8 protein-coding genes are annotated in these 13422 nt (G+C 58.7%); 3 read left to right on the plus strand and 5 right to left on the minus strand.

Going from position 1 to position 13422, the window contains the following annotated elements:
- Positions 1-383: 383 nt before the first annotated feature.
- From ASD04_RS17570 to ASD04_RS17590, 5 genes are all read right to left on the minus strand, one after another.
- Positions 384-1583 (minus strand): GIY-YIG nuclease family protein, encoded by a 1200-nt coding sequence (locus ASD04_RS17570; protein ID WP_056259864.1) that lies wholly within the window; start codon positions 1581-1583, stop codon positions 384-386.
- Positions 1576-3642 (minus strand): pseudomurein-binding repeat-containing protein, encoded by a 2067-nt coding sequence (locus ASD04_RS17575; protein ID WP_056259867.1) that lies wholly within the window; start codon positions 3640-3642, stop codon positions 1576-1578. Before ASD04_RS17575 ends, ASD04_RS17570 begins: the two co-directional genes overlap by 8 nt.
- Entirely contained in the window at positions 3639-3851 is a 213-nt protein-coding gene (locus tag ASD04_RS17580; RefSeq protein ID WP_056259868.1) for a hypothetical protein, read from the minus strand. Before ASD04_RS17580 ends, ASD04_RS17575 begins: the two co-directional genes overlap by 4 nt.
- A complete protein-coding gene (locus tag ASD04_RS17585; RefSeq protein WP_056259870.1) occupies positions 3844-6660 on the minus strand; it encodes a DNA methyltransferase in 2817 nt (938 codons plus the stop codon). The genes ASD04_RS17580 and ASD04_RS17585 overlap by 8 nt, the downstream gene beginning before the upstream one ends.
- A gap of 114 nt (positions 6661-6774) precedes the next feature.
- Positions 6775-9018: a DUF262 domain-containing protein gene (locus tag ASD04_RS17590; protein WP_056259871.1), complete on the minus strand. Its 2244-nt coding sequence runs from the start codon at positions 9016-9018 to the stop codon at positions 6775-6777.
- A 311-nt stretch (positions 9019-9329) separates the two neighbouring features.
- Here ASD04_RS17590 and ASD04_RS17595 point away from each other — a divergent pair, with 311 nt between their 5' ends.
- The 3 genes from ASD04_RS17595 to ASD04_RS17605 are packed head-to-tail and all read left to right on the plus strand — an operon-like array spanning position 9330 to position 13422.
- Positions 9330-11186, plus strand: a complete 1857-nt coding sequence (locus ASD04_RS17595; protein ID WP_244488355.1) for a MotA/TolQ/ExbB proton channel family protein — start codon at positions 9330-9332, stop codon at positions 11184-11186.
- A complete protein-coding gene (locus tag ASD04_RS17600) occupies positions 11186-12121 on the plus strand; it encodes an OmpA family protein (protein ID WP_056259874.1) in 936 nt (311 codons plus the stop codon). Before ASD04_RS17595 ends, ASD04_RS17600 begins: the two co-directional genes overlap by 1 nt.
- On the plus strand, positions 12118-13422 hold the full coding sequence (locus ASD04_RS17605; protein WP_056259876.1) for an EH signature domain-containing protein: 1305 nt from the start codon (positions 12118-12120) through the stop codon (positions 13420-13422). Before ASD04_RS17600 ends, ASD04_RS17605 begins: the two co-directional genes overlap by 4 nt.

Below are 13422 nucleotides of genomic sequence, written 5' to 3' on the forward strand. Positions count from 1 at the left end.
GTGGCGGGAAACCCCACGAGAATACGGCCATTACGATGTCAAACGAGCTTCTTTAGCGAGCTTGCCGCCCTGCTTGCCGAAGGTAAGCGAAGGGCGGTTTGACATTGGAATGGACAGCATCTTTCCCCTTCGGAAAGATGCTCGGATGACCGGCATGACGAACGAAGAGAGCTTGCCGCCCTGCATCACATTGTGATGCGAAGGGCGGTCGTGTCGGGCATTCGACGGCTGGCTCGAACCGGCGAAGCTTGCCGCCCTGCGCATCGCGCGAGGGGCGGCCGGTTCGAGACAGACGCAGAAAGAACACCTCGATCACACCAGAACACCTCACCCATGAGGCGTAGCCGAGAAAGAGAGATGCCCTCTATTGTGAGGAGCAAGCCTCAGTCGACCACAAGCTTGGCGGTCTGGGGATCGTATCGCACCTCAGCAATGGAGCCGTCCTTGATCCGCTCGACAGCCTCGTCAATGACGAACAGTGGCACGAGGAACCACTCCCGCGGCACCACGGGGTTGCCGAACCGATCAGCTATCGACAGATCCAACCGCGCGTGCCGGAACACCCTGTGAATGATATTCTCCAGCTTCGTGCGGTTGATGTTGAACAGGCGATAAGTGGCGACGACTTCGACATCGGCGAGAAGGAACGTCGCATCGAGCCTGGCATTGGCAATACGTTGCTGAACGTCGCCCCCGGTCACCCCTATCTTGTGCAGGAGATCGCGATGCTGGGAGACGTAAGGCTCATCCGACTTGCTGCGCAAGACATAGATGGTGCCGCTTGCCAGGTCATCTTCATCGCGCGTGTCGGCGAAAAGCGGTCCAGCATTGGGCTCGGTTATCCGCCGACCGCCTTCGTCCTTGTACAGTGCCCGCTGCAGCGAACGCAGCAGCAGATTACTCTCAGTGCCATTGGAATAGACGACACGGAGCCTGGCGTCGGTTTCCCCATTGGGTGCCTTGATCGGCTCGCCGACGTCGGCAACATAGGCAACCTGGCCGCCCAAAACGAAGAACTGCCCTTGAGTGATGTCGGCCTTGAGGAACCCGGCGTCCTTCACGAACGGCCGCGTTACCCGGGCTCCAGTGTCGAGATCGTCCTGTACCGCGTCGAACAGCGGCGCAAACCGCTCGAAGTCCTCGCACTTCTCGCGATTGGCGATCTCCTCGGCGGCACGTTTTTCGGTACCTGAGCGCACGAAGCGCAGATTGGTGACGTCGTCGTTACCGATGCCATCCACGCCGAGTTCGGCTAGCAGGGCATCGTCGTCCAGATCCTTGACCGCGGCCGGCGTCGCGGCGACAGAAGACAATATGCCCTGCCGATCGAGCGGCTCCAGCAGTGCGCGACAGTCCGGGAGTTCACGCAAGCGATCCAACCGGACCGCGTACAGCCGCTCGAAGATGTCTTGGTCCTCGCCGTGCAGGGGCGCGCGGCCATGCTCATCGACGAAGCGCTGAATATCCTCAAAGCCTGCGATGATGCGCTCCTCCTTGGGGGAGCGGCTGGCGTGTTGCTCGAGCTCGACCTCGACGCCGAGTTCGCCCAGAAGCGCATCGTCTTCGTCGGTGAATTTAGACACGGGCGGCCTCGGCCTTCATGCGGGCGAGGAAGGCGACGCCTTCGGCCATGCGCTTTTCCCATGGGTCCTGCGCCGCGATTGAGGGCAGCCGTCCCCGCTCCTGCTTGAACCGCAAGGCTCGGCGCGCAAGTTCGCGCGCTTCCTCGGGCGTCAGGCTGGCCTTTTTGCCCGCGATGACGGCAGCAACCTGCTTGAGGCTTTCTTCGCTCATGGCCTTGGCGAGGATCGCATAGGCTTCCCCGAAAGGATTGATGCGGTCGATCAGGTCAATATCGAGTTCTTTGACGCTCATCGCGAAGCGGCGCACGCCCTGAATAAACGCGGTGTTGAGCATTTCCTCATCCCCGCCACCGACAGCGGGACCACCGATCAATGCACCCTTGGCCTGCTGGGTGATGTTCAGTGCGGCAATGGCGTGCTGGCGGATGGCCTCTTGATCTTCCTCGTCGCGCTCGGGGTACATGTCCTTGATGATCTTGCCCATGCGCGCGACCGTCAGCTCTTCGGGCACCATCTCGCTGTCGAACAGGCCGCGCTCCAGGCTGCGCTTATCCTGCACGAAGGTGGCGATGACCTCGTTGAGGTCCTCGCGGCAGATGCGCTTGGCTTCTTCGCTCTTTGGCTCGGCCAGGCCCTTGATTTCGATCTGGATGCGGCCCGTATCTTCGTTGAAGCCGATATTGGCCTTGTCCGGGTCGTAGCCACCCTCGCCATAGTCGAAGCCCGGTGCCGCCTCGTTGTTGGGGTTCTTCGGTCTGAACTCGAAGCGTGGCGTCAGCACCTGCTCCATCAGCAGGCTGGCGGCGATGGCCTTGAGTGTGTCGTTGACCGCCTCGGTCACGGCTTCGCTCGTAGCATCTGGTTCAGCGATCAAATTGCTGAAGCGCGCGCGCGTCTTCCCGGGCGCATCCCGTGTGGCGCGGCCGATGATCTGGACGATCTCGGTGAGGCTGGATCGGTAACCGATGGTCAACGCGTGTTCGCACCAGATCCAGTCAAACCCCTCCTTGGCCATGCCCAGCGCGATGATGATGTCGACATGGTCGCGGTTGTTCTTCTGGGCCGAGTCCTTGAGCGCCGACGAGACGACGTCGCGCTTGCCTGGATCGTCGGTGACCAGGTCGGCTATGCGCAGCAGCTTGCCCTCGCCGGTGCGGACCAGTTGAAAGCCGGTCTTGTCGTCGACGCCCTCCCAGGCGCCCAGCGCGTCGATGATGTGCTCGACCTCCCGGATCTTGTCCTTTGTGCTCTCGCGCGAATTGACGCTAGGGATATGGATGATGGTCTTTTCGTTCGGGTTCAGCACCTTAAGGATGTCGTCGGCATAGGCGCCCGAGTAGAAGAAATAGCCGATGTCGAGGTGCTTGAGATACTCGTAGCCGTTGAGCTGCTCGTAATAGGTGTAGGTCACCGTTTCGAACTTGTCCTCGTCGGTCGGCGACAGGACAGCCTCGGAATCGCCTCGGAAATAAGAGCCCGTCATGGCCACCAGGTGCACCCTGCCGCGGGCTATGAAGGCGCCGAGATGGGCGCCAAGCTTGTTGTCCGGGTTGGACGAGACGTGGTGGAATTCGTCCACGGCGATCAGTCGGTCGTCGAAGGCCTCGATGCCGAAGCGATCAACCGCGAATCGGAAGGTGGCGTGGGTACACACCAGGATACGGTCATCGCTGTCGAGGAAGGCGCGGACCGAATTGACCTTGCCGCCGTCCTCGCCCGGGGCATTGCAGAGGTTCCACTTCGGCACCACCGCCCAGTCGGCCCAGAACCCGTATTGGCTTAAAGGCTCATCGTTGAAGCTCGAACCAATGGATTTTTCGGGCACGACGATAATGGCCTGCTTGAGCCCCTGGTTGTGCAGCTTGTCGAGTGCCACGAACATCAGCGCGCGGCTCTTCCCCGAGGCGGGTGGCGATTTGATCAGCAGATATTGCTCGCCGCGATGATCATAGGCGCGCTCCTGCATCGGGCGCATACCGAGTTCATTGGCCTTGGTCGAGGTGCCATTGCGGGCATAGGAGACCGAAACAGACGGGACGGCTTTGGTCTCAATGCTCATACCTTGTCCTTGCTGAAATGGGCCTCGAAGGCGCGGACGCTGCCATAGCTTTCGACCACGCGGGCCTGAACCTTGCGCATCATATCCGCACCGCGTTCGGGCCAGCCATGATGTTCGAACATCTTGGCATAGTCGTCACTGAAATGGGTTTTGGCGATCTCGGAAATGGCCTTGGCGTCGCCGCCGGGTTGGTAAGTGCGGTCAGCCATCGGCGCGGGCTTTCCGGGCTTTGCCCTTGAGCTTGGCTGCGTCGTTGGCAACCATTTTGGTGTAGAGTTCGAACAGCTTTTCCAGCCGCTCAGTATCGTTGCGGAAGCGGCGGCCGATGTAGATGCGCTCCAGCACTGCGTCATTGCGCTCATGAGCGGCGCGCAGGTCGGCGGGCATGGCTTCGGGGTCGTAGAGATCGGCAATGGTGGCCGGGAAATGCGCCTCGCGGGCGAGGAGGATGTCCTCCGCGCAGCGAGTGAGGTCGGCCTTGTTGCGCTCGGTGAGGGGTGGGACGGGGAAGGTGTTCCAGCCAAGAGTATTGGAGTAGCGGTAGCGAGTCTCTAGCTTGCCACACACAGTAGCAATCCAAATCAAATGCATCCGCGAAGCGATTAATGCCAAATTCCAAGTTGGGGCATCATATAAAGCAAAAGCGTTGTCGGAGACGATTGAATTGCTAGATAATAAACCTACGGGCAAATAGGGACGATTTTCAGAAGTAACTTTTGGCACAACGATAGTTGACCTTACGCCTCGACCCTGAATCTGTTTGAAGCGATGAGGCCTGCTGGCGAAGGCGCGGGTTGACTCTGCGTCACTTGCGAGGCGCATATCGCGCACGTCGGCAAGTCGCTTATCAATGAAAGCGGATTGTCGTGCTTCCAAAACCTGCGAGTCTTCGATCCACAGACAGCGGCGGACGATGCCTTTCACAAACTCCTGCGAACCGACAAAATCCAGAATGAACTTCGCGATCGACGGATCGGCATGTGCAGCTTTATCTGCCTCGTCAGCGGATAGGATAAGGTTGCCTCCGTCCTTGGGCATGTTCCCCAAGTCCATGTATGCGTTCGAAGCTATGGAATAGCGCGATGGTTGAATTTCAATCCCGACACCAGGAATAAGATAGGAGTTGATGTAAGGAACATCTTTGACAACGGTTTGACCATTGTCATCGAGCGAAAATAGACGACGTCTATTTGAACCACGGTTAGATATAGCTACGATCACGACCGTAACTCCAGCATTGTGGCTGGCCAGATTTGCCCACTTAAAACTTGTATGTGCAAATTCGATCTCGTAACCGCACGAAAACAATATGGGCCACAAATACGGAACCTGGACCCCTTGGCAAATTGAGTTGGTTGAAACAAGTGCGGCAACAGTTTTTGTCCGCGTGCCGTATTCCGCTGATTTTAGAAACCAGCCAGCAACGTAATCCAATGACCGCCAGGCGTCCGTATAACTTTCGAAAATGGCCCGAAGATCATCTTTCTGTTGCGCTGATTGCCACTTGCTACCCAAATAAGGAGGATTTCCGCAAATATATGTTTCCCCGCCCTCATTCTCAAAATCAATCTGAGCTTGGTTCAAAGGCGTCTCGAACAGATCATCCGCCCGATGCTTCACGCCGGTGCCCGTCGGCGGACATACGCTTAGCCAGTCCAGCCGTAGTGCATTGCCCTGGACTATCCAGTTTTCCTGATCGAGCGGCAGGAATGCCGCTAAGGCTTCCTTCTGGCCGCGATAGACCACGTCGGCCTGGTATTCGGCGATGATCAGCGCCAACCGCGCAATTTCGGCGGGGAAGTGGCGGAGTTCGATGCCGCGAAAATTGGTCAGTGGGATATCGCTGGCTCTGCCCTCCTCGCCGCGCCGCCGGTTGATCTCGGCCTCAATCTCGCGCATCTGCTTGTAGGCAATGACCAAAAAATTGCCCGAGCCACAGGCCGGGTCGAACACCCGAATGCGGGCCATGCGGTTGCGCAGGTTGAGCAGCTTGCGGCCGTTGTCGCCGGCTTCGTCCAGCTTATCGCGCAGGTCGTCGAGGAACAACGGATTGAGCACCTTGAGGATATTCGGCACCGAGGTGTAGTGCATGCCCAGCGCGCCACGCTCCTCGTCGTCGGCCACCGCCTGGATCATCGAACCGAAAATATCGGGATTGATCCGGGTCCAGTCGAGGCTGCCAATATTGATGAGATAGGAGCGCGCGATCCGCGAGAAGCGCGGTACGTCGGTGCTGCCGGAAAACAGCCCGCCATTCACATAGGGAAAGGCATCGGCCCAGGGCCGCAGGCCCGCCGCCTTGCGATAGCGGCCATCTGGCGCGCCGTCGTGCTGGGTCGGCGTGTTCATAGCGGTGAAGATGGCGCCGATCACCTCGTGGGTGTTGCCGCCATCGCGCTCGGTAAACTGCTCCACCGTGGCCGTGAACAGGCGCTTGCCGTTGAAGATGTCGGTGTCTTCGGCAAAGCAGCAGAAGATCAGCCGGGCCATGAAATGGTTCATGTCCGGCCGCCGCGCCGCCGTGCCCCAATCCGGATTGTCCTTGAGCAGCTCGACATAAAGCCGGTTGAGACGGCTAGTGGCACGAATATCAAAGGTGCTTTCGCGCACCTGCTTGACGGTGGAAATGCCCGCCAGCGCCAGAAAAGACCCGAAGTGGTTAGGAAAATCTGCGAAGGCGCAGATCACCGGCGCCTCATCCGAGGTCAGGTCCTCGGCATAGAGCTCGACCCCATCGGTGGCGAGCACGAACCTCGCCTTGAACCGCTTGGCGGCTGGGCTGGCCTTCAGCGCCTCGAACGCGGCCGCGACAGTGCCGGGCTCGGCGACCTTGATATGGATATGATTGGTCTGCAGCACGCCGTCCAGATCGGACTTGTTGGACTCGCCCGAGCGCAGGCGCTTGATCGTGGTGTCCTTGTTGCCAAAGGCGCGCAGGAACGCGAACGGAAATTCCGCTGCGTCAAATGGCTGCTCGGTCAGCTCGGATACGGCCTGTTCGATCTCGACCGCGTTCATACTGCAAAAATCCTCAACTCATAGCTGTCGTGCCGGACCATTGTCCGGCACCACAGGCAAATCGATAACTAGATGGTCCCGCGACACGGTCCGAACGGCACCGAATCCGATGGATCACGGGAACCTTACCTTCACATAGTCTGTCACGGCATTGCCGGACAACTCGGCAGTCGCATTAGCACCGCGTACGAAAAATCGATGGGCCGCTCCATCCTTGATGAAGGCGGCTTTTGGCCCGGCCTCACAGTGAACCACCATCACCCTTTCGCCCTCCTGCTCATCGAAGTGGGGATGGATGTAGGGCAAGAACAGGTCGCCTATTCGGTCACGGATCAGATTGACCAGGTGAAGCGCCATCTTGTCCTCGCTGGCGAAGCCATCGGCGCTGAGACCAACGACCTTGCCGTCGTCAGCCACACCGATCATCAGCGTGCCGCCCTTGGCATTGAGAAAGCCCGCGAGGGTCTTCAGCATCGCCATGTGCATTTTTTCGTCCACCTCGCCGGTGTGCAGATTGGTGCGCAGGGTAGACTTGTACTCGACGGTGTCTGTTTCACCTGATGCCAAAAGTTCTTGGACTGACAGCTTTACCGCTGCCTCTGGTTCGATATCGCCGCACAACTTCCGATACGCGTCATGGACCAGCTTGCCCATGAGGCTGCGCCGCTCGCGCAGGAAATCCTGGTACTCCATGTTCCACCACTCGGCCGGCAGGGCATGCCAGCGCATCATGTCGGTCCTATCCTTAGAGGAAAGGGCTGCATGCCAGCTCGGCGCGTAAGTGGACGGCGCCTGGTCACTGATCTTGCCGTTGTCCGGCCATTCCACGAGCGCGAAGTTGGCGATCTGGTTGACCTGGCGGAGATCCGTGATCCCAATCTTGGACAGATAGCCACGAGGGAACAGGTGGTGTTGTTCGAACGTGGCCTTCGTCCCTTTGACAGACGGGTCGATCATGTCCGAGATCTTGAGCGGGCTGAACAAGGCCCGAGCGCCCAGCAGGATCAGCGAGGCCTGATACGCAAAGCGCGATGGGCTACGGGATGCCGACGTCGCCAGATCACTGGGCAGGGATATAGACCAGTAATCGCTCGTCAGCGTCGTTGCGCAAATTTCTCGGAGCTTGGCCAGGTATGCCTTCCCGTCCGGAATGCCGCGCAATTGCGCCAGGTCAAAATCGAATTTGGTCTCCGGGCTGCTGGTGTAGCGGCCAGTCAAGGACGCCATGAAAAAGAACTCGGCAATGGCCTGTCGGAGCTCCTGCTTGTCGATCCCATGGTCGACCAATCCGATTAGGTAGAGGACATAGGCATAGATGATCGAAGTTTCAGATGAGATCATACCTTCGTGCCGGTAGCCAGCAAGATTGAGCGCGCTCAGGAAATGGTGCCAGTTTGAGAGGTTGAGGGAGCGAGCTTGGGCCTGTGTGAGCAGATCGAACTGGGCGTCACGCTTGGCGACATCAACCTCGCCTGTCACGGCGTCGCGGCCGCGCAGCACGCTGTAAACGTTCTGGAGACGCGCCCTTTTCAGCCCAAGCCCTACCGTCGCGCGCAGCAACTGGTCGGGTGATGGCTTGAGGTAGTGGTTGAAGCCCGATGGCGTCCCTTGGCCAGCAACAGCTGCCGCTTGGGCAAAATCCTCAAGCTCGGCACGGCCTTTGTCCCAAAACACCGACATCAGCGTCATGATGAAATCGGACTGGTTGAGCTTCTTGCCCTCGCCATTAATGCGGACAAAGACCTCGGCGACCTCTTCCGGCTTGACGGACGCGTTGAGCGTTAGGGCGGTGAATGCATACGAGGTCAAAGCATGCAGGCGGCCTATGGCCTCTTGGGCTAGTTCTTTTTCGGCGTCGGTGAGGGCACGTACGTTCGCCAATTCACTGACATAGGCGCCCGCAATTTTGAATAGGCTCGCTCCAGGCGCCCACAAGACCGAAATGTCGGGAATATAGGCCTTGTCCTTCAAGATCGAAGCATCGGTGACCTCAAAGGTCTCCACCAGCGGATTGAAGGCAATGCGTATGCGCTCTCGCTTGAAATCCGCACGCAAGACCTCTCGTCCCTTAACGACGGCAAAGAGCGATGTCAGTCGCTGCTGGCCGTCGACTATCGCAAGGGCGGGAGCTGAGTGGTGACTACCTTGCCCAATTGTCCTGGCGGTGCTGTCCGCCCCGGTCTCCCAAAATAGCAGGTAGCCGGCAGGATAGCCGCGATAAAGGGAATCAAAGAGGTTTCGGACGTTCTTGTTGGGCCAGACAAAGGGCCGCTGGATATCTGGCAGACCAATCTTGCCGAGCGCAATGTCTTCAACAAGCGAGATAAGCGGATACGCAGTCGTCGTGAATATAGCCAAGAAACACCCCCCTGAAGTGTTGGCACTATGCGCAGGATTCGGATTGGGGTCGAGACAGGCTCCGACAGATTCACGAGTCCGAACTCGCGGACAGGTCGAGAGATTTCGCCCGTTGACCGCGTATAATCTCCTGGAGGAAGCCGGCTGCAGCTTGCGCCGCCCAATCGTAAGGCAATACTAATTCACCGTTGGGTGGGGTCATTATTTTGGATTCATTGGTTTCAATCGGGCTGTATGTCCGCGCACTTGTACTCGGCGTCGCTGGATGGCTCCGGGAGGAATATGCCCCTGGCTTGGTTAGCCTAGCGTTGGTGGCTTTCCTCGCCCTAGCAGTAGGCCTGTTCCTCTTTAGGGTCGGCAGTAAAAGGCGGGCACTGGCCCGCCTTCGGGCCGAGGTGCGCAAATACAAGGACGGAGCCGAGCTGAGCCGAAACATTGCGGAGCTCGACAGTCGGATCAAAAGCTTCGGGCGTCGAGGATCGGCAAAGAGCGTCGCTGAACACTGGACGGAGTTCAGGGAAACCTTGGTCGCTTACGAGACCGGAGAAAATGAATACGTCCTGCGCAATGCGGCACGGCCGTCAATCTTTTTCAACGTTGAGGACTTGGGATTTGGCGCCGGATTCTGGCGGATCGTCCCCGGGCTTTTCGTGACCGCGGGGCTATTCCTTACCTTCCTCGGACTAGTCGCGGCGCTGCAGGGGCTGTCTGACATCAATGAGGAAAGCATGAGCCGGTTAATGAATGTGGCTTCGGCCAAATTCATCATGTCCCTTACCGGCCTGTTTTGCTCCATCATTTTCACGATTGTGCTGCGTATCGGCATGTCTCGCCTGGAAGATACGGCCCACAGCGTCTCAAACAGCCTGGAGCAGCGGCTTTCGTTCATCAGCCTCGAGTCCTTGGCGGTTGAGCAGCTTGCTGCGGTTCGAGAGCAACGGGAGCATTTCCGCGCCATCGGTATGGAACTGGTTGCCGAACTTGGGCGGCCCCTGCGAGAGGATATCCCGCTCGCCATTTCCAATAGCATTTCAGCCGCCATGGCGCCCCTTCTTGACCAAGTGGGCAAAGCGGGGACCGAAGGCGTGGGCAGCTTGGTCCAGGACCTGTCGTCTCGATTTTCTGACGACGTGGGCAAGGCGCTTGGTCAGGCCAGCGACAAACTCGCCCAGGCCGGCGAGCGGATTGGAGCGCTATCGGAGCGAATGGACGCCAGCTCTGGCCGGATGGGCGGCGAGATGGACGCTGCCGTGGCCCGAGTGGCCCAAGCGGTGGACGATCTGCGTTCTACTATGACAGCGGCGGCCGACGCTACCGGTGGTGCATTCAGCCAAGGCGCCGATCGCATGCTGTCGATCATGAACGAGACGCTTCAGGGCATCCGTGAAAATACTGGTGAGGGCGCACGGGCCATGAGCGCGGCCGCAGCGGACTTGAAACAAGCCGGTACCGCATTCAAGGAACAGATGGAAAGCGCTTCGCTGAGTGGAAGCGCAGCGGCGCGCGAGCGGATCGAAGCCTCTGGATCGGAAATAGCCCGCCTGACGGGCGAGCTGACGTCAAAGGCGTCCGAACAATTGCTGGCGCCGCTGGGCGAAATCGCCCGCCAGATGGATGGGTTGGTCGGCCAAGTCGCCGGCGCCAGTTCCGAAATGCGAATGCTCTCGGAAGGCGTGCGCTCGGGCGCCGAGGCATCGGTACAGGCGGCCTCAACTTTCCGCACGGCCAGCCAAGACTTGGTGACAGCCGCTGTCCCGATACGCGCGACCAGCGAGCGGATCGAAGGTTCAATACGGCAGTTGGCAGACAGTACGCAAAATGTCGCCACGACGGTCTCGCGTTCAGCAGAGGCCACCGCCAGCAGCGCGCTCGATGCGCTCAACGCGGCCAAGCAAATCCTTAGCACCGAGGCTCGCGCGATCGAGGCTGGACTCGAGGGCGTGTCGGCAATGTTGGAGCGCCTAAAGGGTCAGGGCGACCGGCTCGACGACATGGATAGCAAGCTCGGTCAGGCTTTCGAGATCTATACCACGCAGGTGGCGAGTGCTGTGGACTCCATGCGCGGCCATGTCAGTGAACTGCAGGGTCGCCTCAATCCGGCGCTTGATGTGATGCAAGCAATTGTCGATCAGGCCGAGCAGTTCGCCCCGCAATCCAGGAAATCCTGATGCGCGGCGGCGCTCGTCGACAACATCGCGAGGAGGAAGAAGAATCTGCTTTCGTGTCGATGACCGACATGACGGTGAGCTTCCTCTTTATCATCATGATCCTGCTCGCCTTCTTCGCCAGCCAGTTCAACCCTGAGGAAACCGTCCTCAAGTCAGACTATGACAAGGCGCTGGCGACAATCGAATTGCAGAAAGTCTTTATCGCCCAGAAAGATCAAACGATTGCTGATCAGACCAGTCAGATCGAAGAATTGCTCAAGCGTATCGCTGAGCTGGAGCTTCGACTGGTGGAAGCGGAGAAGATCGATCCTCTGGAAGTCTATATCGGCCAGACCGCGAGTGAACGTAGGAACATTCTTGAGCGGTTGCGTGACCAATTACTGCAAGAATTTCCTGACCTCAATGTGGTGATCAGTGCCGAGAATGATGCGCTTCGCTTTCAGGGTGATGGCCTGTTTGCCAGTGGCTCATCGGCGTTGCGTGATCAGCGAACCGTTATGGTCGTCCAGCGCATTGCGGCTCGCCTGAACGAGATTTTGCCCTGCTACACGCTTGGCCCCCTCTCTGCCTGGGACACCGGCTGCAACCCCAACGGAGTGATTATCGAGGCGGTGCAAATCGAGGGACATACCGACTCCACAGGTGCTGACATCTCCAATTTGTGGCTTTCTACAGAGCGCGCCAATACCACCTATGCGGAGATGGTAGGAAACCAACCAAATCTGGTTAGCCACCAAAACTATCGCGAACAACCTGTGCTTTCCGTTGCAGGATACGGCAAGATGCGACCGATAGCCGACAACGACACGTCCGAAGGGCGCTCCACCAACCGCCGCATTGATTTGCGTATCATCATGTTCACGCCGGGGAGTTCGGAAGAAATCGAGCGTATTCGTGAGGAGTTGCAAGCTGGCGTGGGATTGGAAAGCCCATGAGCCTCGCGCGCTTTTTGGCTAAGCCGGCAAGCTTTCACCCAATCGCGTTGGCGGCGATAAACAGGTTGGCCTCCACTACTGATCGAATCATGGCTCGCTGGCCGGATGTGGTGGTTGAACCGCCAGATCGAGACCGGGAGCGACTGGTCCAAGAGATGCAAAAGAGGCTGGAAACGGGCGACTGGAGCGACACAAAGATGTCGCTCGTCACCACGGCTGCTGTAGCCTTGTTTGATCAGGCTCGTCGCGAGCGTAGCGACCTTGCCGCCCTGCGAAAATTTTACTGCGAGGAGATCGAAAGCAGCGATCGTCGAACCTTCCTCAACACCATGGTTGCCGTGTTTATCGGTAGCTATGAGCCTGGCGCGGCACACACCGCCGCTTTGGCCAACGCGCTCGATCGGTCCCGCGCCAAGATTGGTGCGCGATGGGCTGCCCTACTCGGGAGTGTTCCCGAACTGCTGGATGCCAGGGTCGCGCCTTCTGCTCTGGCCAGTCGGATGGTTAGAATGGCTGTTCCATGGGACGATCTGCGACATTTAGGGCTGCGCAGTCCGCATGCACCAGGCCTGATGGACCATGTTCATCTTGCCTTCGTCGAGCAACTTGCGCCGCAGCTAGACCACCGCTCGGGTATGGAGCGGTTGATCGGATGGTTGAAGCCCGAAGGTCAACAGGCTCGGGCATCTGGTGCTGCCCAGGCGATTAGCGCGCTGTTGTCCCCATGGCAGAGCCGTGCGCCATCGACCGATGACGAGCGCTTTCTCACCGAAGCGCTTATCACGCTATATGGCGACCCGCGGGTACACCGAGGTGGCGCCTGGGAGACGGTCCCGGAACAGCTGCGAAACGTCATCATCCGTTGGCTGACCGGCGAAAACATCCGCTTTTTCCTCGATGTCGTCTCAGCGGTCGAAGATAATCACATGTGGGAGCCCAGGCGGAAGTTCTGGCTGGGACTACACCAGCAAAAGCGCATAGACGCAGCCTGGGTCGCCTTCAGTCCGGAAGCTGCATCCTATGCCCGCCAAAAAGGCGCAGGCAATAAATTCCTTCGATACGGCAAACAAATCGCAGGCGGTGGCGACAATAAGAAATCTCTTCTCGTACTGCAGATAGGCCAAAAAATCGTAGTCGAAGGCTCACATTCTTTTAAGGTGCATGTCTTTCGAGATGACGGGAAGCGCGTTCCCAAGCTCTATCAAGACCGATACGACTGCCAAGACATCAGAGACTTGCCGGGCTCGTGGTCGACGATGCATTTGGGTGATTGGCAAGGCCGCGTGCTCGAACATATCTAG

This window comes from Devosia sp. Root436, from assembly GCF_001426345.1.
Taxonomy (GTDB): domain Bacteria; phylum Pseudomonadota; class Alphaproteobacteria; order Rhizobiales; family Devosiaceae; genus Devosia.

What these genes read in the sequence shown, in the direction of transcription:
- ASD04_RS17575 (WP_056259867.1), bottom strand. Translation starts at nt 3,642, where the DNA reads ATGAGCATTGAGACCAAAGCCGTCCCGTCTGTTTCGGTCTCCTATGCC.
- ASD04_RS17585 (WP_056259870.1), bottom strand. Translation starts at nt 6,660, where the DNA reads ATGAACGCGGTCGAGATCGAACAGGCCGTATCCGAGCTGACCGAGCAG.
- ASD04_RS17600 (WP_056259874.1), top strand. Translation starts at nt 11,186, where the DNA reads ATGCGCGGCGGCGCTCGTCGACAACATCGCGAGGAGGAAGAAGAATCT.
- ASD04_RS17605 (WP_056259876.1), top strand. Translation starts at nt 12,118, where the DNA reads ATGAGCCTCGCGCGCTTTTTGGCTAAGCCGGCAAGCTTTCACCCAATC.
- ASD04_RS17580 (WP_056259868.1), bottom strand. Translation starts at nt 3,851, where the DNA reads ATGGCTGACCGCACTTACCAACCCGGCGGCGACGCCAAGGCCATTTCC.